The sequence below is a fragment of the Mycolicibacterium aurum genome (assembly GCF_900637195.1).
GTDB classification, from domain to species: Bacteria; Actinomycetota; Actinomycetes; order Mycobacteriales; family Mycobacteriaceae; genus Mycobacterium; species Mycobacterium aurum.
The window spans coordinates 2,306,700-2,326,152 of the sequence record NZ_LR134356.1; the positions used below are offsets into that span (position 1 = coordinate 2,306,700).

At 66.4% G+C, this 19,453-nt stretch carries 23 protein-coding genes and 1 pseudogene; 14 read left to right on the top strand and 10 right to left on the bottom strand.

Annotated elements, in window-relative coordinates; translation table 11 throughout:
* The first annotated feature begins 10 nt into the window (after nt 1-10).
* Complete coding sequence (gene bla / locus EL337_RS10970) at nt 11-913, top strand: class A beta-lactamase (RefSeq protein ID WP_048634681.1); 903 nt, start codon at nt 11-13, stop codon at nt 911-913.
* Here bla and EL337_RS10975 read toward each other — a convergent pair.
* Nucleotides 896-1,453 carry a DUF4334 domain-containing protein gene (locus EL337_RS10975; protein WP_048634682.1) on the bottom strand — a complete coding sequence of 186 codons (558 nt, stop codon included), beginning with the start codon at nt 1,451-1,453 and terminating at the stop codon, nt 896-898. The two genes, bla and EL337_RS10975, sit on opposite strands and share 18 nt — an antisense overlap.
* Before the next feature lie 46 nt (nt 1,454-1,499).
* Between EL337_RS10975 and EL337_RS10980 the strand changes: the two genes are divergently transcribed.
* Nucleotides 1,500-1,883: a YchJ family protein gene (locus tag EL337_RS10980; protein ID WP_048634683.1), complete on the top strand. Its 384-nt coding sequence runs from the start codon at nt 1,500-1,502 to the stop codon at nt 1,881-1,883.
* A gap of 8 nt (nt 1,884-1,891) precedes the next feature.
* Here EL337_RS10980 and ald read toward each other — a convergent pair whose 3' ends face one another.
* Nucleotides 1,892-3,007: an alanine dehydrogenase gene (gene ald, locus EL337_RS10985; RefSeq protein WP_048634684.1), complete on the bottom strand. Its 1,116-nt coding sequence runs from the start codon at nt 3,005-3,007 to the stop codon at nt 1,892-1,894.
* 113 nt (nt 3,008-3,120) lie between these two features.
* Between ald and EL337_RS10990 the strand changes: the two genes are divergently transcribed.
* Nucleotides 3,121-3,633 carry an HTH-type transcriptional regulator AldR gene (locus EL337_RS10990; protein WP_048634685.1) on the top strand — a complete coding sequence of 171 codons (513 nt, stop codon included), beginning with the start codon at nt 3,121-3,123 and terminating at the stop codon, nt 3,631-3,633.
* 3 nt (nt 3,634-3,636) lie between these two features.
* Here the strand turns inward: EL337_RS10990 and EL337_RS10995 are convergent, their stop codons facing one another.
* The 4 genes and pseudogenes from EL337_RS10995 to EL337_RS11010 form a co-directional block, all read right to left on the bottom strand.
* The gene (locus tag EL337_RS10995) at nt 3,637-4,023 is read right to left on the bottom strand and encodes a hypothetical protein (RefSeq protein WP_048634686.1); all 387 of its coding nucleotides are present in this window, start codon (nt 4,021-4,023) and stop codon (nt 3,637-3,639) included.
* Nucleotides 4,024-4,042: 19 nt separating this feature from the next.
* Nucleotides 4,043-4,285, bottom strand: a pseudogene (locus EL337_RS11000) (HNH endonuclease signature motif containing protein); the annotation flags it as partial.
* 7 nt (nt 4,286-4,292) lie between these two features.
* On the bottom strand, nt 4,293-5,375 hold the full coding sequence (locus EL337_RS11005) for an IS110 family RNA-guided transposase (RefSeq protein ID WP_048634688.1): 1,083 nt from the start codon (nt 5,373-5,375) through the stop codon (nt 4,293-4,295).
* A gap of 197 nt (nt 5,376-5,572) precedes the next feature.
* A complete protein-coding gene (locus tag EL337_RS11010) occupies nt 5,573-6,709 on the bottom strand; it encodes a 13E12 repeat family protein (protein ID WP_083443245.1) in 1,137 nt (378 codons plus the stop codon).
* A 166-nt stretch (nt 6,710-6,875) separates the two neighbouring features.
* Here EL337_RS11010 and dapB point away from each other — a divergent pair, with 166 nt between their 5' ends.
* From dapB to EL337_RS11030, 4 genes are read left to right on the top strand one after another with little or no spacing between them, the layout of a single operon-like run.
* Nucleotides 6,876-7,613: a 4-hydroxy-tetrahydrodipicolinate reductase gene (gene dapB / locus EL337_RS11015; RefSeq protein ID WP_048634689.1), complete on the top strand. Its 738-nt coding sequence runs from the start codon at nt 6,876-6,878 to the stop codon at nt 7,611-7,613.
* Entirely contained in the window at nt 7,610-8,077 is a 468-nt protein-coding gene (locus tag EL337_RS11020) for a hypothetical protein (RefSeq protein ID WP_048634690.1), read from the top strand. Before dapB ends, EL337_RS11020 begins: the two co-directional genes overlap by 4 nt.
* Nucleotides 8,074-8,529, top strand: a complete 456-nt coding sequence (locus EL337_RS11025; RefSeq protein ID WP_048634691.1) for a flavodoxin family protein — start codon at nt 8,074-8,076, stop codon at nt 8,527-8,529. Before EL337_RS11020 ends, EL337_RS11025 begins: the two co-directional genes overlap by 4 nt.
* Nucleotides 8,530-8,545: 16 nt before the next feature.
* A complete protein-coding gene (locus EL337_RS11030; RefSeq protein ID WP_048634692.1) occupies nt 8,546-9,007 on the top strand; it encodes a hypothetical protein in 462 nt (153 codons plus the stop codon).
* On the opposite strand, the gene EL337_RS11035 is transcribed toward EL337_RS11030, so the two are convergent.
* Entirely contained in the window at nt 9,001-9,921 is a 921-nt protein-coding gene (locus EL337_RS11035) for an HpcH/HpaI aldolase/citrate lyase family protein (RefSeq protein ID WP_048634693.1), read from the bottom strand. The genes EL337_RS11030 and EL337_RS11035 overlap by 7 nt on opposite strands.
* A 5-nt stretch (nt 9,922-9,926) precedes the next feature.
* Complete coding sequence (locus EL337_RS11040) at nt 9,927-10,664, bottom strand: dienelactone hydrolase family protein (RefSeq protein WP_048634694.1); 738 nt, start codon at nt 10,662-10,664, stop codon at nt 9,927-9,929.
* Between the two features lie 42 nt (nt 10,665-10,706).
* Here EL337_RS11040 and EL337_RS11045 point away from each other — a divergent pair, with 42 nt between their 5' ends.
* From EL337_RS11045 to EL337_RS11060, 4 genes are read left to right on the top strand one after another with little or no spacing between them, the layout of a single operon-like run.
* Nucleotides 10,707-11,507: a thymidylate synthase gene (locus EL337_RS11045; RefSeq protein ID WP_048634695.1), complete on the top strand. Its 801-nt coding sequence runs from the start codon at nt 10,707-10,709 to the stop codon at nt 11,505-11,507.
* Between the two features lie 2 nt (nt 11,508-11,509).
* Nucleotides 11,510-11,995 (top strand): dihydrofolate reductase, encoded by a 486-nt coding sequence (locus EL337_RS11050; RefSeq protein ID WP_048634696.1) that lies wholly within the window; start codon nt 11,510-11,512, stop codon nt 11,993-11,995.
* A gap of 56 nt (nt 11,996-12,051) precedes the next feature.
* Nucleotides 12,052-13,266 (top strand): winged helix-turn-helix domain-containing protein, encoded by a 1,215-nt coding sequence (locus tag EL337_RS11055; RefSeq protein WP_048634756.1) that lies wholly within the window; start codon nt 12,052-12,054, stop codon nt 13,264-13,266.
* 3 nt (nt 13,267-13,269) lie between these two features.
* Nucleotides 13,270-14,163, top strand: a complete 894-nt coding sequence (locus tag EL337_RS11060; RefSeq protein ID WP_048634697.1) for a haloalkane dehalogenase — start codon at nt 13,270-13,272, stop codon at nt 14,161-14,163.
* Nucleotides 14,164-14,200: 37 nt separating this feature from the next.
* Here EL337_RS11060 and EL337_RS11065 read toward each other — a convergent pair whose 3' ends face one another.
* Nucleotides 14,201-14,800: a tRNA-specific adenosine deaminase gene (locus EL337_RS11065; protein WP_048634698.1), complete on the bottom strand. Its 600-nt coding sequence runs from the start codon at nt 14,798-14,800 to the stop codon at nt 14,201-14,203.
* 61 nt (nt 14,801-14,861) lie between these two features.
* Here EL337_RS11065 and thyX point away from each other — a divergent pair, with 61 nt between their 5' ends.
* Genes thyX through EL337_RS11080 form a run of 3 tightly spaced genes read left to right on the top strand, consistent with a single transcriptional unit; the run spans nt 14,862 to nt 18,244 of the window.
* A complete protein-coding gene (gene thyX, locus EL337_RS11070; RefSeq protein ID WP_048634699.1) occupies nt 14,862-15,614 on the top strand; it encodes an FAD-dependent thymidylate synthase in 753 nt (250 codons plus the stop codon).
* 45 nt (nt 15,615-15,659) lie between these two features.
* Nucleotides 15,660-16,568 carry a 4-hydroxy-tetrahydrodipicolinate synthase gene (dapA, locus tag EL337_RS11075; RefSeq protein WP_197724221.1) on the top strand — a complete coding sequence of 303 codons (909 nt, stop codon included), beginning with the start codon at nt 15,660-15,662 and terminating at the stop codon, nt 16,566-16,568.
* Complete coding sequence (locus EL337_RS11080; RefSeq protein WP_048634701.1) at nt 16,568-18,244, top strand: ribonuclease J; 1,677 nt, start codon at nt 16,568-16,570, stop codon at nt 18,242-18,244. The genes dapA and EL337_RS11080 overlap by 1 nt, the downstream gene beginning before the upstream one ends.
* 461 nt (nt 18,245-18,705) lie before the next feature.
* Here the strand turns inward: EL337_RS11080 and EL337_RS11085 are convergent, their stop codons facing one another.
* On the bottom strand, nt 18,706-19,371 hold the full coding sequence (locus EL337_RS11085) for a response regulator transcription factor (protein WP_048634702.1): 666 nt from the start codon (nt 19,369-19,371) through the stop codon (nt 18,706-18,708).
* Nucleotides 19,372-19,453 lie beyond the last annotated feature (82 nt).

A 19,453-nucleotide genomic window follows, 5' to 3' on the forward strand; every position in this document is an offset into this window, starting at 1 on the left:
CTCGCAGGTGATGACAGAACTATCCCGTAGGCACGTACTGCTCGGTGGACTGTCGCTGGTCGCGGTGACCGCGTGTTCGCCACAGACCGTGCTGGCTGATCCCGCGCAACCACTACCCGCCATCGACGAGCGCATCGCAGCGCTGGGGCGTCGGCACAATGCCCAGATCGGGCTGTACGCAGTCGATCTGAACACGCAGAACAGCCTTAGCTACCGCGACACCGAACGCTTGGCGATGTGCTCGACCTTCAAGGCGTACGCCGCCGCGGCGATCCTGCAACGAGCGCAACGTGGCCAGCTGACACTCAACGACCCGGTCGCCATCGAGGCCGGAGACATTCGGCCCCATTCTCCGGTGACGGAGCCGCGGGTGGGTACGACGATGACCGTGGCCGAGCTGTGCCAGGCCGCGGTGCAGCAGAGCGACAACGCTGCCGCGAACGGGCTACTGGGCGTGTTGGGCGGTCCGCAGGCGATCACCGAGTTCGCGCGCAGCATCGGAGACGACCAAACCCGGCTGGACCGTTGGGAAATCGAACTGAACACCGCGATTCCCGGTGACCCGCGGGACACCAGTACGCCGCGTGCACTGGGCAGCGGATATCGCGCGGTGCTCACCGGCGATGTGCTGGCGCCCGCCGGCCGTCAGCAGCTGGTGGACTGGATGCTGGCCAACCAGACGTCGAGTATGCGGGCCGGGCTGCCCGCGGGCTATACGAGCGCGGACAAGACCGGCAGCGGAGACTACGGGACGACCAATGACGTCGGAGTCGTCTACGGTCCCGCCGGTCAGCGGGTGCTCCTGGCGATCATGACGAGGTCGGCCACCGACGATCCGGACGCGCCCAGCCTGCGCCCCCTGATCGGTGAAGTGGCCTCGCTGGTGCTGGCGGAGCTAGACCAGCCGCAGTGAGTTGTCGCGTTGCAGCGCAAAGAAGTACGGCGCCTTGATGCCGCGCAGGTCCATCGCGCCGAGCACGGTGGCATCGTCGATCTGACGGAACACGTCGTTGATCGGCAGCTGGTCGTAGATCATCGTCGCGGTGTCCACGCCACGGAAGCGGGTGGTGCGCAGCCGGGCTTTGGGTCCGCGCGCGTTGAGCACGGGCTTGAGCGCTGCGATGGCGCCGGTGAACCGCCGGCTCTTGAGGCCCGGGACCTTCGTGGCCACGCCGAGCCCCGCGAAAGCGAGCGCTGGGTTGAGCGCCCACAGCGCGGTGCCGTCACCGGTCGGGAAGAGCAGCGGGTCCACCGACTCGCTGTCGCGGAAACGCTTGCCCCACCAGCCGCTGGCTTCCAGCATGCCGTCGAGAGGGTGGCCGGTGGGGAGTTCCGCCCCGTGCCAGGTGCCGATCATGAAATCCGGCTCGACAGCCGGGCAGGAATCGAACAACTCCAAGGCTTCGGCTGTGGTGGTCGGCACGGTCGGGAGCGTGTCAGTGAGGGCAAACATGCCCCACAGAATACTTGACACCCGTCAAGTGGGGCACACTCTGGCTGTGCGATCAGGAGACTGCCCGTGCGGCAGCGGTGACGAGTTCGGTGTCTGCTGCCTGCCGCTTCACCTCGGCGCGGCGCAGGCGCAGACCGCCGAACAGCTCATGAGGTCGCGCTACAGCGCCTTCGCGGTCGGTGATGCCGACTACCTGTGGCGGACCTGGCATCCCCGGACACGCCCGGAGAGCGTCGACATCGATCCGCAGGTGCAGTGGACCGGTCTGGAGATCGTCCGGTGCGTCGGGGGCCTCGACGGCGACGCGGAGGGTGACGTCGAATTCCGGGCGCTTTACCGCGAGAGCCAACGAACCGGGACGCTGCATGAGCTGTCCCGGTTCGCTGTGCGAGCCCGTCGGTGGTTGTACGTCGACGGGGAGGTGTCGTAGCGGCCGCGTCAGGCCAGCACGGCAGCCGGATCGGTGAACGGCAGGTCGAGGTCGGTGGCCACCTGCTCGGACAGCAGTGCACCCTCGTGCGTGGACAGGCCTTTCGCCAGCGCGGGGTCGCTCTGGCAGGCGGCCTTCCAGCCCTTGGCGGCGAGCTTGAGCACATACGGCATGGTGGCGTTGGTCAGCGCGTAGGTCGACGTCCTCGGCACCGCGCCGGGCATGTTGGCCACGCAGTAGAAGACCGTGTCGTGCACGGTGAAGGTCGGGTCGTCGTGCGTGGTGGGCCGGGAGTCCTCGAAGCAGCCGCCCTGGTCGATCGCGATGTCGACCAGCACCGCGCCCGACTTCATCGCTGCGACAGTCGAATTGGTAACGAGCTTGGGCGCCTTGGCGCCGGGCACCAGCACGGCACCGATCACCAGGTCGGCTTCCTTGACCGCGTCTTCGAGGTCGAGCGTCGACGAGTAGCGGGTCTCGATGCTGCCGTTGAACTCGTTGTCGATCTTGCGCAGCGTGTTCACGTTGACGTCGAAGACGTTGACATGGGCACCCATGCCCTTGGCGATGCGGGCGGCGTTGTAGCCGGCCACACCACCGCCGATGACGACGACCTCGGCCGGAGCGACCCCGGGGACACCGCCCATCAACACGCCGCGACCGCCGTGGCTGCGCATCAGGTGGTAAGCGCCGACCTGGGCCGACAGACGTCCCGCGACTTCGCTCATCGGCGCGAGCAGTGGCAGCGCACCGTCGGCGGTCTGCACGGTTTCGTAAGCGATCGAGGTGGTGCCGGATTCCATCAGCGCGTCGGTGCACGGCTTGGAGGCGGCCAGGTGCAGGTACGTGAACAACGTCTGCCCCTTACGCATCCGCGAGTACTCGGCCTCGATCGGTTCCTTGACCTTCAGCAGCAGCTCGGCTTCGGCCCACACCTCGTCGGCGGAATTGACCATCTGGGCGCCGGCGCGCTTGAAGTCGGCATCGGCGATGGCGGATCCCTCGCCGGCCCCGGACTGGATCAGCACGTCGTGACCGCGTTGGACCAACTCGGCAACGCCGGACGGCGTGATCGCAACACGGAACTCGTTGTTCTTGATCTCGGTCGGGATGCCGACGCGCATGATCGCTCCTCGGTTTGGGGACTGATCCCCGGGATGGACTGGATAGCTATAAATAGTGAAGAAACAGCGAAAAGATGGCAATGACTATGACGATAATTCGCTAAGTTGGCGGAATGACGGAACAAGTGACGAACTCCGGGGGAGTGGCAGCTGCGCGCCCGAAGGATGTTCGGCCGGCCATCGACGACGTCGATCGCCGCATCCTGACCGCGCTGCACGACGACGCCCGGATGTCCAACAGCGCTCTTGCCGAATTGGTCGGTATCGCACCGTCGACCTGCCACGGCCGAGTGCGGCGTCTGCAGGACCTCGGCGTCATCCGCGGGTTCTACGCCGATATCGATCCGGCGGCGATCGGGCTGAACCTGCAGGCGATGATCTCGGTCAACCTGCAGTTCAATGCGCGCGGCAAGATCCGCAACTTCATCCAGACCATCCGCCGCAAGCCTCAGGTGATGGACGTCTATTTCCTCGCCGGCGCCGACGACTTCATCCTCCACGTGGCGGCGCGGGACACCGACGACCTGCGCTCGTTCGTGGTGGAGAACCTCAACGCCGACGCGGATGTCGCCGGTACGCAGACCTCACTGATCTTCGAGCATCTGCGCGGCGCCTCGCCGCTCTAGCTCTCAGGCGGGCGTCAGCGTCACGTTGAGCAGCGAGACCGCCACATCGGTAGGGAGGATGTCCACGAAGGTCGGCGCATCGCGCAGTGCGGCGCCGGTGGCGATGATATTGCCGGGAAAGGTTCCGCCGCACGGAAAATTGCTGCACCGCAACCACATTCCCGACGGGCTCTGGTACGGCTGCATGCTGGGGGACTGATCGACCCGGTATCGGCCCGGCGGGATGAAGGTGGTGGCCCATCCGTCTCGTGGCTGCGTGGTCACGCCGAACACGCCGTTACTGCCGTACATCGGCGCGGCGATGGCGGGCGCTGCAGACAGAACCCCGCTCAGCAGTGTTCCTACGGCAGTGACGGCGAGGATCGACGACCGCCCACGTGTGCAGCTCATACGCCGAGATTAGTGCCGGCTAGGGCCCGTCGTCTTCGCCTTCGTGGTCTTTGGGTAGGAGGTATCGCTCGGGGTGGTGGTAGCCGTTGACCCGGTGCTGGCCGGTATCAAGTTCCGGGGGTGGGAGCCATTCGGTCTGGTTTGTGGTGTTTTTGCGGGTGCGCCATGCGGTGGTGTCGAGCATGCGGTGGTCTTGGGGACACGCCAGGGTCATGTCGTCGACGTTGGTGTGTCCGCCGTCGGTCCAGTCGGTGACGGCGTGGATGCTCCTATGCAGCGTCAAGTAGCTGTCGTTGTGGGTTGAGGTCTGCTTGAAGTGCTCGGTAGAGCTCGCGGACGACTGCGCGTTTAAGGCAGCGAATGATCTCTTTCTTGGTTTTACCTTCGCGTGTTCGGCGGTCGAGATAGTCCTTGGTGGGTTGGTGCCAGCGCAGTCTGGAGATGACGACGAGGTGGATGGAACTGTTGGCGTCGCGGTCTCCGCCGCGGTGGAGTCGATGCCGTGTGGTGTTGCCGCTGCTGGCGGGGATGGGAGCGACTCCGCACAGTCGGGCCAGTGATGCTTCAGACTTGATGCGGTTGAGATTCTGGCCGGCCGTGGTGAGGATTTGGCCCGCAGCCTCGGTTCCAACACCGGTTACTGCTAACAGGTTTGGCGTGTGCACGGTGAGTAGGCCATCAAGTTCTTGGTTGGCATCGGCGATCTCCTCGTCGAGCATTTGGATGCGCTTAGCTATGCGACGTAGCATCCGGCGCACGGTGATTGAGGGATCGTCGAGCGCGGCACCTGTGGGGGTGCGTAGCCGTGCGCAGCGGGTTACCAGAGCTGCTCGGTCGTAGCCGGACAGTTTGGCGCGCAGCTCCTCGGGGGCGCCCCACAACAGCCCGTGCAGTTGATTCAATGCCGACCTGCGCGCTTTGACGGCGCCGCGGCGCGTCGTGCGGATCTGGCGCACGGCTTCGACGTAGCCGTCGCGGAACTTGGGGGTCGTGGCCGCTGATTCACTCAGCACTGCTCGCGCGGCGTTGATGGCGTCGATCGGATCAGACTTTCCCCGCTTGCGGCGTTCCTGACGGTTTGGTCGTGACACCTCGATCACCGTGACGCCCTGGGACTGGAGATGGCGCTGCAGGCCGGCGCCGTAGGAGCCGGTTCCTTCCAATCCGGCCTTGATCAGAGAGCCGTAGGTATCAACCCACGATGCCAATTGTCGATAGCCGGCTGCCGTGGCGGGGAACTCGTTGTCTGCGAGCAGTCGTCCGGTGTTGGCGTCAAGCACAGCGGCGTGATGGGTCTGTTTATGGGTGTCGACTCCAGCCACGATCTGGCGCAGATCTGCTTGAGTTGTCATGCTGGTTCCTGCCGTCCTCTGTTACCGGTGGATAGGTGGCGTCACCGGCGTCGACGGTTGGACAGAACAGAGATGGGGGCTTGTGGCGCAAGCTCCTATGAAGTCACAGCCGTCCGTCGGTGACGTCGAACGCGTCACCCGCTACGCCGGTCGACAATCCACGCAAGGACAGCCGTCGGCGTCAATGAGCTTGTGAGTCAGGCCGCCGCAACGAGTGACGCCCCATTCTCTCTGTGGGCTTGACACCAGTAGCCGGGTGCGGTGCAGCCGGGGCGGGTGCAGCCGCGGTCGCGGGCGTGCAGCACGATGCGCTGCGCCGCACTGGCGAGCCGTTTCGTCCGGGCCAGATACAACGATTGGCCGGTGTGTTGGTCGTAGATGTAGAGGTAGTGATGGGCCGGGGCGGCCATCCGGATCAGGTCGGGCATCGGCAGTAGCGAGCCGCCGCCGGTGACCGCGACCCCGGCGCCTTTTTCCAGCTCCTGCAGGGTGGTGGACACGATGACGGTGACGGGGAGGCCGTTGTGGGTGCCGAGGTCTCCGGATTCCAGCACTCGGCGCCCGATCGCGAGGAAGGCGTCGTGGTGGCGTTGGGCCGCGGTGCGGGTGTCGGGGCCCTGCGGGCTGTCGGCGTTGTTGTGGCCGGGGGCGGCTTCTTTGGCGAAGATCGCGTCCCAGATGGCCAGGGCTTCGGCGGTCATCCAGCCCGAGATGGCGGCGGTTCCGTCGGGCTGCTGTGGCCCGACTCGCACACCACGCTTGGCGGCCTGGGCACGTTCGCGCTCCTGGGGTGGCGGTCCGTCCTGATCGATACACGCCAGCAACCGTCGCGCGGCGGCATCGAGGTTGTCGGGATCCAGCCCTGCCGCAAGCTCAGCCAGCTGAGCATCGGCCGCGGCGCGGGTGTCGACATCGACCCAGGAGGGCAACGCTTTGTGGAAGCGCTCGATGACCTCAAGATGCTCGACATCGAGTTCCCCGCGGGCTTGGGTGGCAGCAGTGGATTCCCACAGCGGCGGCAACGGCTCGCCGGTGAAGCTCCGGCGTGGGCCCAACACTTTCGCTCGGGCAATGCGGCGTTTGGCCTCGGCGCTGGTGATCCGCAGCGCTGTCGTCAGGACCGCGGGCCAGGTTTTCTCGCCCAACCGGCACGGCTCGGTCTCCCCGGTCAGGCGCGCCAACACCCGGTACTCCAACGCGGGCACCGCACGCACCACCGCGTTCACCTGTGCCAGCAGGCTGATCAGTTCGCGGTGGGACAGCTCGTCGCAGGCCTTCGACAGCACCGCGAGCTGCTCGCCGATGGTCGCGACCGCCTCCGACACCCCATCCATACATCGAACACTAGTTCGATCAACCGACACACCCTGTGACACCAGGGCACCCCCGTGACCACAGAAACCCCAGTGACAGAAGAAAATTCAGAGGTCTCGATCCCGGGGGCCGCGGTGCCAATCGGCTCCACATCTCGTCGCCCGGAGTGAACGCTAGGGTAAGCCCATGCGAGTCGGAGTGCTGGGCGCGAAGGGCAAAGTGGGCGCAACAATGGTCGACGGCGTGGAAGCCGCCGACGACCTCACCTTCACCATCGGCATCGACGCTGGGGATGCGTTGTCGGCCCTCGTCGACACGAAGACCGACGTCGTCATCGACTTCACCCATCCCAGCGTCGTCATGGACAACCTGAAGTTCCTGATCGACAACGGGATTCACGCGGTCGTCGGAACCACAGGATTCACCGACGAGCGGCTGGCCCAAGTCGAGGACTGGCTCGCCGCCTCGCCCGGGGTGTCGGTGCTCATTGCCCCGAACTTCGCCATCGGCGCGGTGCTGTCCATGCATTTCGCACAGCGGGCGGCCAAGTACTTTGAGTCCGTCGAGGTCATCGAACTGCACCATCCGCACAAGGCGGACGCTCCGTCGGGCACCGCGGCACGCACGGCGAAACTCATCGCCGAGGCGCGAAAAGGCATGCCGCCCAACCCTGATGCGACGAGCACCGGCCTGGAGGGCGCCCGGGGCGCGGATGTCGACGGCATCCCGGTGCATTCGATCCGGCTGGCCGGTCTGGTCGCACATCAGGAAGTCCTCTTCGGAACTCAGGGCGAGACGCTGACCATCCGCCACGACAGCATCGATCGCAGCTCCTTCGTGCCCGGCGTGCTGCTCGCAGTCCGCAAGATCGGCGAGCACCCGGGACTCACGGTCGGCATCGAACCGCTGCTCGACCTGACATGAGTGCGGGAGCGCGCACACTGCGCATCCAGCTGCTGATCGGCTTCATGTGCGTCGCGCTCGTCGTGTACTTCGTGTTTCTCGGCCGCGCCGCACAGATTCTCATCAGGTCGGGCGAGGTCGCACCGATCGGTCTTGGGCTGGCGATTCTGCTGCTCCCCGCCATCGGCGCATGGGCCATGGTCGCCACGCTGAGAGCCGGTCTCGCGCATCAACGTCTGGCCCGTCTCGCCCGTGAGAAAGGGATGGAGCTCGACGTCAGCGAGCTGCCGCGGCGGCGTTCGGGACGATTCGAGCGCGGCGCGGCCGACGCGCTGTTCGAAACGGTGCGGGCCGAACTGGAAGCCGATCCCGACAACTGGCTGCGCTGGTACCGACTGGCGCGCGCGTACGACTATGCCGGCGACCGGGGTCGCGCCAGAGAGACGATGAAGAAGGCGATGCTGATGGAGGAGTCGGCACGATGAGCAAGCGTCTGCTCATCGTGCACCACACCCCGTCCCCGCACTGTCATGAGATGTTCGACGCGGTGGTGTCCGGCGCCACCGACCCTGACATCACCGGGGTCGAGGTGCTGCGGCGGCCGGCGCTCACCGTGTCCCCGGTCGAGATGCTGGAGGCCGATGGCTATCTTCTCGGTTCGCCCGTGAACCTGGGGTATGTCAGCGGGGCCCTCAAGCACGCGTTCGATCAGAGCTACTACCAACTGCTGGACGCGACGAAGGGAAGGCCCTTCGGCGTCTGGCTGCATGGCAACGAGGGCACCGAGGGGGCTCAACGCGCACTCGCCGGAATCACCGGTGGTCTCGGGTGGGAACCGGTCGCCCAGACCGTCATCGTGTCCGGTAAACCGACCAAGGACGACCTGGAATCGTGCTGGAATCTCGGTGCGACGGTCGCCGCGCAGTTGATGGAATGACGAACAGGGGAGTCTGATGCCGGGTATCGCGGAGTTCGCCCTCGCCGGTGCGCCGATAGCCGGTGGCGCCCTACTGGGAATGGCAGCGGGCAACCTGCGGACGCCCGATGTGCGCGCGGCGATCGTCAAGGACATGGAACTGCTGGAACGTCTGCCTGCAGACCAGGTGGAGCGCCGTGCCGAACTGCAGCGAGTCATCGACATGCGCATCGACGACCTGATCGCCGGCGTCGACAAGAGCCGTGAGATCAAGCAACTGGCCATGTCCTACGAGGGCAATTGGCGCGACATCGTGGTGTTCATCTGCGCGATCCTCTTCACCATCATCTGGTGGAACGTGGAGCACAGCCGTGCGAACTGGCTCCTGATGTTCGTCGTGCTGATCATTCTCACCGTGCTGGCAGGCATCTACGCCGGCCGCGGTGCCCTGCGCGCGGTGGCGACCTATCTGTCCCGCAGTCGAGCCGCGGATCAGTAGTGGTAGGTGTCCGACGGCGCCGGGACATGGGCGGGGCCGTCGACGTCGTCGAAGTCCGACGGCTCGATTCCGTAGGCGCGGGCCAGATCCAGGATCTTGTTCGCCCGCGCGATGCGCGGTAGGTCCGAGCCGTTGCGGATCTCACCGCCGTCTCGCTCGTATTCGACGAAAAACTCTTTGGCCCAGGTGATTTCCTCCACCGACGGGGAAAGTCCCTCGTTGACGGTCGGGCACTGGTCGGGGGTGAGGCAGATCTTTCCAGTCATGCCGAATTCGGCGGACACCGCGGTGGCCTCGCTCAGGCGCAGCGCGCTGGATCCGACTGTCGGACCGTCGATCGCACTCGGCAGGTGCGCGGCCTTCGCCGCAATCGTGAAGCGCGACCGGGCATAGGCCAGTGTGGTCGGGTTGTCGCCGAACCCGGTGTCCCTGCGGAAGTCGCCGATCCCGAACGCAAGGCGGAACGTGCCCTTCGCCGACGCGATCTCGGTGATCCGTTCCAATCCCCGTGCGGTCTCCACCAGCGCCACGATCGGCACGTCCGGGAGCCGCTTCGCCGTCTCGGTCACATGGTCGACCGACTCGACCATCGCGAGCATCACCCCACCGACGGATGTGCCGGAGAGCATCGCGAGGTCGCCGGCCCACCACTCGGTCCCGAAGCCGTTGACCCGCACCCAGTCGGTGTTGCCGTCCCCGAGCCAGCGGGTGACGTTGGCGCGGGCGGCCGCCTTGTCCTTGGGCGCCACCGCGTCCTCGATGTCGAGGATCACGATGTCGGCGCGGGAGTTCGTCGCGGGCAGGAACCGGTCGTACTGAGCGCCGTTGACCAGCAGCCAACTCCGTGCCAGGACGGGGTCGATCCGTCGGCCCTGCTCGCCGAATGCCGATTCGCTGAAACTCTGGTCGTACACGCCGCTCAGACTAGGTGAGCGCCGAAGAACGACTTCATCGCCTCCCAGTGCCGAGTCGCGGCTGCCTGGTCGTAGGGCCCGTTGTCGGGCACCGCGAACCCGTGATGCGCGGAGTACCACTCGATGGCGTGCTCGACGCCCGCCGCGGTGAGTGCCTCGTCCAGCGCCTCACCGTCCTCCGTTGTGAAGGACTTGTCGTCCTGCGCAGCGCCCACATAGACCGCGGCCCGCATCTGACCGGCGCGCAGATGTGGGCTGTCGGCATCGTCGGTGACCAGACCGCCGCCGTGAAACGACATCGCCGCGGCGACCCGCTCCGGAACCCGCCCGGCCACCACCAGGGACGTCCGCCCGCCCATGCAGTAACCGGTGGTGCCGAACGATTCACCGTTCACATCCGGACGCGCCGCGAGGTAGTCGAAGAACGCGGTCGCGTCGGACGTCATGATCTCCGGGGTCACCTTCGAGATCATCCCGAACAGGCGCTTGCGCTCGTCCTCGTCGGTGAAGACCGTGTCCATCGAGAACGGCGCCCAGTCGCCGTCGCGGTAGTAGACGTCGGGAAGCAGGACTGCGTATCCGTGGCCGGCGAGCGTGTCGGCCATGTCGCGGAACGTCGGGCGGACGCCGCCGGCGTCGGGATACATGACGACACCGGGCCAGGGGCCGTCACCTTCGGGAGTGTGCAGGCTGACCGGGCAGGAGCCATCGGGCGTTGTGACGGTGTCGGTGATCCTCGGCATGGGATCCGTTCTACTCCGGTCCGCTGCACGTAAGCTAAGCGCGTGCCGATCGCCACTCCCTACGAGGATCTGCTGCGTCTGGTGCTCGACACCGGGATCACCAAATCCGACCGCACCGGCACAGGCACCCGCAGCCTGTTCGGCCATCAGCTGCGCTACGACCTGAACGCCGGATTCCCGCTGCTCACCACCAAAAAGGTGCACACCAAATCGATCATCTATGAGCTGCTGTGGTTCCTGCGCGGCGACTCGAATGTCCGGTGGCTGCAGGAGCGTGGAGTCACCATCTGGGACGAATGGGCCTCTCCGACAGGGGATCTCGGCCCGATCTACGGTGTGCAATGGCGCTCGTGGCCGACGCCGTCCGGTGAGCACATCGATCAGATCAGTGCGGCGCTCGACCTGCTCAGGAGCGATCCCGACTCGCGGCGCAACATCGTCTCGGCCTGGAATGTGGGCGAGATTCCGCAGATGGCGTTGCCCCCGTGCCACGCCTTCTTCCAGTTCTACGTGGCCGAGGGGAGGCTGAGCTGCCAGCTGTACCAACGCAGCGCCGACCTGTTCCTGGGCGTGCCGTTCAACATTGCCAGCTACGCCTTGCTCACCCACATGATGGCGGCCCAGGCCGGCCTCGGGGTGGGGGAGTTCGTCTGGACCGGCGGGGACTGTCACATCTATGACAACCACGTCGAGCAGGTCACCGAGCAGCTCTCGCGTGACCCGCGCCCATATCCGGAACTTGTTCTGTCGCCCCGTGATTCGATCTTCGACTACACCTATGAGGACGTCGTCATCAACAACTATGACCCCCATCCGGCCATCAAGGCGCCGGTCGCCGTATGAGTATGCCGTCGAACCTTGGAATGATCTGGGCGCAATCAAGCTCCGGCGTGATCGGTCGGGACAACGGGATTCCCTGGCACGTACCCGAGGACATGGTCCGCTTCAAAGAACTCACCATGGGCCACACCGTGATCATGGGCCGGATGACGTGGGAATCGCTGCCTGAGAAGTTCCGCCCGCTGCCGGGACGACGAAATGTCGTGGTCACCCGACAGGCGGACTACACGGCCGAGGGGGCGGAGGTCGTCACGTCGATCGAGGACGCCCCGCTCGATGATGCGTGGGTGATCGGCGGCTCGCAGATCTACGGACTGGCAGCGCCGCTGGCGACCCGATGCGAGGTCACCGAGGTGGACATCGACGTACGCAGGGAGGACGACGACGCGCTGGCGCCGCTCCTGGACGAGGCATGGGTCGGCACCGAAGGGCAGTGGCAGGACAGTTCGTCGGGGCTGCGGTATCGGTTCTACAGCTATAAGCGCGCCTGACGGGAACGCCCGCTCGGTGACGTGTCGGTGCCGTCAGGCACGATGACGTCGTGGCGATCAGACTGACGGCTGCGCAGGCGCGGCGGGTAGCGGTCGCGGCGCAGGGTTTTCACGAGCCGAAGCCGACCGGCGTCGTCTCACGCGCACATCTGAAACGGCTGATCGCCAGGCTGCAGGTGCTGCAACTGGACTCGGTCTCGGTCTCGGTGCGGGCGCACTATGCGCCGGTGTTCAGCCGCCTCGGCCCGTACGACCGCGACATCCTCGACCGCGCCGCATGGAGTCACTCGACGAGATCGCCACGGCTGCTCGTGGAGTACTGGGCCCACGAGGCCGCGCTGATGGCTGTGGACGACTGGCCGCTGCTGCGCTGGCGGATGCGGGAGTACGCGCACGGCCGGTGGGGCACCGAGATCGTCAAGAAGAACACCAAACTCGCCGACGACATCGTGGCCGCCGTGGGTGAACTGGGTCCGGCGACAGCGGGACAGATCGAGGCGTATCTGGAATCGGAGCCGCGCGGCCGCAAAGGTCCGTGGTGGGACCGCAGTGACACCAAGTGGGTCGCCGAGGCACTCTGGTCGTCCGGTGTGCTGACCACCGCCACCCGCGTCGGCTTCGCCAGGCACTACGACCTCACCGAGCGCGTTCTGCCCGCTGATGTGGTCGATCGTCAGGTCGGCGAAGCCGAGGCGATCCGCGAGTTGACGTTGCGCGCCGCCACCGCGCTGGGTGTCGCCACGGAGGCCGACCTTCGCGACTACTTCCGGCTCGGCGCCCGTCAGGTCAAGCCGGCCATCGCCGATCTGCTGGCGGCGGGGGACATCGAACAGGTCGACGTCGACGGGTGGTCCGCGCCGGCCTATCTGCGTGCTGGCCAGACCATCCCGCGTCGGGACCGGGGGACCGCCCTGCTGTGTCCGTTCGACCCGTTGATCTTCTTCCGGCCCCGCGTGGAGCGGCTGTTCGGCGGCTTCCACTACCGCATCGAGATCTACACGCCGCAACCCAAGCGCCAGTTCGGCTACTACGTCTGGCCGTTCCTTCTCGACGGTCATCTCGTCGGCCGCGTCGACCTCAAGGCAGACCGGGCTGCAGGTGCTCTGCAGGTCATCGGGGCATTCACCGAGAGCGGTCGCGACCCGGTACAGGTGGCCGGGCCCCTCGCCGCGCAGCTGCAGTCGATGGCCGGCTGGCTCGGGCTCACCGACGTCGTCGTCGGGCAGCGCGGCGATTTGGTCGCGCACCTGGGCGCGGCCTTGGTTAGCTGAACCATGGATGTTCTCCGCACCCCCGATGAGCGCTTCGCCGACCTGCCGGACTTCCCGTTCGAGCCGCGGTACGTCGAGGTGGACTCCCTACGTATGCACTACCTCGACGAGGGTCCCGCCGACGGCCCCGTGGTGTTGCTCCTGCATGGCGAGCCGTCGTGGAGCTACCTGTACCGCTGGATGATCCCGGTGCTCGTCGACGCGGGTCTACGGGCTGTCGCCATCGACCTAGTCGGGTTCGGCCGCAGCGACAAGCCGACCCGTCGCGAGGACTACACCTACCAGTCGCACATCGACTGGACGTGGGCGGCGATCGAGGCCATCGGCCTGACCGACATCACCCTGGTGTGTCAGGACTGGGGCGGTCTGATCGGCCTGCGGTTGGTCGGCGAGCACCCCGACCGGTTCGCCCGCGTGGTGGCGGCCAACACGACCCTGCCGACCGGTGACCAGCAGCCCGGCGAGGCGTTTCTGGCCTGGCAGCGATTCAGCCAGGAGACGCCGGACTTCCCGGTTGGCCGCATCATCGACGGCGGCTGCGTCACCACACTGTCGCCGGAGGTCATCGCCGCATACGACGCGCCGTTTCCCGACGAGTCGTTCAAGGCCGGTGCGCGGCAGTTCCCCACGCTCGTGCCGATCAGGCCCGACGACCCCGCCGCGCCGGCGAACCGGGCGGCCTGGGAGGGTCTGCGACGGTTCGACAAGCCGTTCCTGTGCGCGTTCTCCGACTCGGATCCGATCACCAGGGGCGGCGATGCGCCGTTGCGCAGACTGATTCCGGGTGCGCAGGGGCAGCCGGAGATCACGATCACCGGCGGTGGACACTTCCTCCAGGAGGACAAGGGCGCCGAACTCGCCGCGGTGGTCGTCGACTTCGTCAACGCCAACCGCTAGACCCAGCATCCATCCGGCGTAGTCCTCGGCGAAGCCGCTAGTTCAGCGGAATGTCGTTGTCGCCCTTGGATTCCTGGTACTGGGACGACAGCAAAGCGTAGCGGTCGTGAATGCGGTCGCGATGTGCCAGCAGCTCGGCGCGTACCGCGTCGGATCCGGTCTCGATCAGGTCGGCAATCGCATGCGCCGTCCAGAACTCGTTGGTGCGCCGATAGCCCCCGGGGTCGAGGCCGAACACTTCTTTGAGGATCACCAGATCGTGCGGAATCGCGAAGCTGTCGCGGGAATCCTCGTGGCTGTAGAAGTAGTAGAAGTTGTCGAACCCCGCCCAGGTGATGGCCGACAGGCACAGCGTGCACGGCTCATGGGTGCTGAGGAAGAGAAGGTCTTTGGTCGCCGGTCGGTCCGGCATCGCGTAGAACTGCCGTAGCGTGTTGATCTCGCCGTGCCACAACGGGTTGTCGGTCTCGTCGTTGGTTCCGGCGATGACCACCGACAGGTCCGACTTGGTCAGCAGTGCAGCTCCGAACACCTTGTTGCCGCGCGCGACACCGCGTTCGGTCAGCGGAAGGATGTCGCTGCTGATGACATCGAGCAGGCGCGCGGCGAGCGTGGCAGGGGCCGGCGGAGTGTCCATGGCGAACCCTAACGTCGATGCTTGCGCGTCGCGCGCGGAGCGCGACCGCTAGGCTCTCCCGGTGGCCGAGATCGCGCCGCTGCGTGTGCAGCTGATCGCCAAGACGGAGTTCTCGGCGCCCTCGGATGTGCCGTGGAGCACCGACGCCGACGGTGGTGCCGCGCTGGTGGAGTTCGCCGGGCGGGCCTGTTACCAGAGCTGGTCGAAGCCCAATCCCCGCACCGCAACCAACGCCGCCTACCTGCGCCACATCATCGACGTGGGCCACTTCTCCGTGCTCGAGCACGCGTCGGTGTCGTTCTACATCACCGGCTTGTCGCGGTCGTGCACCCATGAACTGATCCGGCACCGGCACTTCTCGTACTCACAACTGTCGCAGCGCTACGTACCCGAGAACGACTCACGGGTCGTCGCTCCGCCGGGGATCGAGGACGACCCGGAGCTGCTGGAGATCTTCGCCAAGGCCGCCGACGCGAGTTTCGCCGCCTACGGCGAGTTGCTTGACGGCTTGGAGGCGGCGCTGGGGGATCAGCCCAGTGGGACACTGCGCCGCAAGCAGGCGCGCCAGGCGGCCCGCTCCGTGCTGCCCAACGCCACCGAGACCCGGATCGTCGTCACGGGCAATTACCGCGCCTGGCGGCACTTCATCGCGATGCGCGCCAGCGAACACGCCGACGTGGAGATCCGGCGGTTGGCCATCGAGTGCCTGCGACAACTGGCCGATGTCGCGCCCCAGGTGTTCTCCGACTTCGAGATCACCGTGCTGGCCGACGGGACCGAGGTGGCCACCAGCCCGCTGGCAACCGAGGTGTGAGCCGGAAAGGCATTCGTGGGGCGCGAGGGTGACCGGGTAATCTTGGTGCCCGTGAGCACCAGCGGATTCGACGCACCGGCCCGAGTGGGCACCATGTTGACCGCCATGGCTACTCCGTTCAAGCCTGACGGGTCGCTGGACACCGACACCGCCGCCCGCCTGGCCACCCGCCTCATCGACGCCGGTTGCGACGGCCTGGTGGTGTCGGGGACCACCGGCGAATCGCCCACGACCACCGACGACGAGAAGATTCTGCTGCTGCGCACCGTTGTCGACGCGGTCGGCGACCGCGCCAGGATCATCGCCGGGGTGGGCACCTACGACACGGCGCACAGCGTGCACCTGGCCAAGGCGAGCGCCGCGGAGGGCGCGCACGGGCTTCTGGTCGTCACGCCCTACTACTCGCGACCACCGCAGGCGGGTCTGATCGCCCACTTCACCGCGGTCGCCGACGCCACCGACCTGCCCAACGTGCTGTACGACATCCCGCCACGGTCGGTGGTTCCCATCGAGTGGGACACGATTCGCACGCTCGCCGAACACCCGAACATCGTCGCGATCAAGGATGCCAAGGGCGATCTGCACGGTGGTGGCCAGATCATCGCCGAGACGGGGCTGGCGTACTACTCCGGTGACGACGCGCTGAATCTGCCGTGGCTTGCCGTGGGTGCCGTCGGCTTCATCAGCGTCTGGGGCCACCTCGCCGCCGGTCAGCTGCGAGACATGTTGACGGCCTTCGCCTCCGGTGATGTCGCGACAGCTCGCAAGATCAGTGTCGGGCTCGGCCCGCTGAACGCGGCCCAGACCCGACTCGGGGGAGTGACGCTGTCGAAGGAGGGCCTGCGGCTGCAGGGATTCGAGGTCGGGGATCCGAGGCTGCCGCAGATGCCGGCCACCGACGAACAGATCGCAGCGCTGGCCGCTGACCTGCGTGCCGCATCGGTGCTCCGGTAGTGGACCTAGCATTGACTCCACCGGCCCCGCTCGCGCCGGGCGGCCTCCGGGTGACCGCGCTGGGCGGCATCAACGAAATCGGCCGCAACATGACCGTTTTCGAGCATCTCGGGCGCCTGCTCATCGTCGACTGCGGCGTGCTCTTCCCCACCCACGACGAGCCGGGCGTCGATCTGATCCTCCCGGACCTGCGTCATCTGCAGGACCGCCTCGATGACGTCGAAGCCCTGGTGGTGACCCACGGACATGAGGACCACATCGGCGCGATCCCGTTCCTGCTCAAGCAGCGCGCGGACATCCCGGTCGTCGGTTCGAAGTTCACGCTCGCGCTGATCGCGGAGAAATGCCGCGAGCACCGGATCAAGCCGGTGTTCGTCGAGGTCGCCGAGGGAGGCAGTTCACGCCACGGCGTATTCGAGTGCGAGTACTTCGCGGTCAACCACTCCATCCCCGGGTGCTTGGCCATCGGTATCCACACCGGGGCGGGCACGGTGCTGCACACCGGCGACATCAAGCTCGACCAGTTGCCACCTGACGGCAGACCCACCGACCTGCCGGGGATGTCACGACTGGGCGACTCCGGTGTCGATCTGTTCCTCTGCGACTCGACGAACTCCGAGATACCGGGCGTCAGCCCATCGGAAAGCGAGGTCGGCCCCGCCCTGCACCGTCTGATGCGGGGCGCCGAGGGCAGGGTCATTGTCGCGTGCTTCGCCTCGAACGTCGACCGTGTGCAGTCGATCATCGATGCCGCGGTGGCCCTGGGCAGGCGGGTCTCGTTCGTCGGCAGGTCGATGGTCCGCAACATGGGCATCGCACGTGACCTCGGCTATCTCAAGGTGGCCGACGAGGATGTCCTCGACATCGCCGCCGCCGAGATGATGCCCGCCGACCGGGTGGTGCTCATCACCACCGGTACACAGGGCGAGCCGATGGCCGCGTTGTCCCGGATGTCGCGTGGCGAGCACCGCAGCATCACGTTGACCAATGGCGATCTCATCATCCTGTCCTCGTCGCTGATCCCCGGCAACGAAGAAGCGGTGTTCGGCGTGATGGATTCACTCGCCAAGATCGGCGCCCGCGTGGTCACCAATCAGCATGCGCGAGTGCATGTCTCGGGTCACGCCTACGCCGGCGAGCTGTTGTTCCTCTACAACGGGGTGCGCCCGCGCAACGTCATGCCGGTGCACGGAACATGGCGCATGTTGCGCGCCAACGCCGCGCTCGCCGCCAGCGCAGGGATTCCCGAGGACAACATCGTCATCGCCGAGAACGGCGTCAGCGTCGACCTGGTTGCCGGCCGAGTGAGCGTCGCAGGCGCGGTACCGGTCGGAAAGATGTTCGTCGACGGCCTCATCACCGGCGACGTGGGTGACGCCACGCTGGGTGAGCGTCTGATCCTATCCTCGGGTTTCATCGCGATCACCGTCATCGTGCGGCGCGGCACCGGCAAGCCGGTCGCCCCGGCCCATCTGCACTCGCGGGGATTCTCCGAAGACCCCAAGGCGCTCGAGGCGGCTGCCCAGAAGGTCGATGCCGAGCTGGATCATCTCGCCTCGCAGAATGTCACCGATCCGACGCGCATCGCTCAGGGGGTACGTCGCGCGGTCGGCAAGTGGGTCGGGGAGACCTATCGGCGACAGCCGATGATCGTTCCCACGGTCATCGAGATCTGACTCGCCCGGCACGACGGGCCTGCGCCCGCTGACCACGACCGCGGCACGCCGCGCTCCGGCAGTGCGATCCCGCCGGATTCATGGCTACCCCTCGTCAACCATGGCGCGGCGGCCGCGTGGCTGTGGCCGATGTCGTTGCTCCGATATCGTATGCACGCCATTTGGCAATCGCAATAGCGAGCCTGGAAAAGTCTGGATTCCGCAAATGAAAAATTGCGTTAATTTTGCCCTTTACGTTTCCAGCGAATGTGTCACAACTCCCTGGTTGCAGCGTTTGTACTGATAAACCGCCTTTTCGTCGCGCCGAGCGCGCGGTCTCCGCAGCCTGCAATGCGTTTCGCGATGTATACCGGCTCGGCCGTGAATGACGAGACGCCATTTGTTCGCTGGCAAACAAAATTGTCGCCAATTTGTTTGCTGAGGGGACTATTTCTCGGGTGTCCGTGCGGGTGGGGTGCGGGTCACGGCACGGCGGCGAGCCGGTACCCCAGGCCCCGCACGGTCACGAATCGCTCGGAGCCCAGTTTGCGGCGCAGATATCGGATGTAGACGTCGACGACGTTGGACCCGGGTTCGTCGTCGTATCCCCACACGTCGCTCAGCAGCTCCTCCCGCGACAGCACTCTGCCCGGATGGCGCAGGAATGTTTCCACCAGCGCGAACTCGCGCGCGGAAAGGTCGACCGAGTAGTCACCCACGTGGGCTCGGTGCGTACGCGGGTCCAGCCGCAGGCCGCCGTAGGCCAGCGACCGCGGCTCGGGGGCGCGACGCGGATTCAGTCGCAGCCGGACGCGGGCGAGCAGGTTCTCCAGCCGGAACGGCTTTGGCAGGCAATCCTGAGCCCCGCCCTCGAGAAGCTGCGCTGCGTCCGCGGCGGTGGTCCGCGCGGTCAATGCGATCACGGGGATCGAGCTGCCTTCCGCGCGCAGACGTCGTAGCACCATGAACCCGTCCACAGCGGGGCGGCTGACGTCGAGAACCATCAGATCGAAATCGCCGCTGCGTGCATGGGTGTAGGCGGATGGGCCGTCGCTCACCACGGTGACCGAGAAGCCATTGGCGGACAGGCCCTTCCTGGCGAACGCCGAGACGCGCGGTTCGTCCTCGGCGATCAGGATGGACGCCACCGGCGCGTCGTTTCGGCATTGCCGGGCCGTGAACGTGGGTCTGGGTCCCATGGCCACATCTCTCCGTGCGCGACAGCCTCAA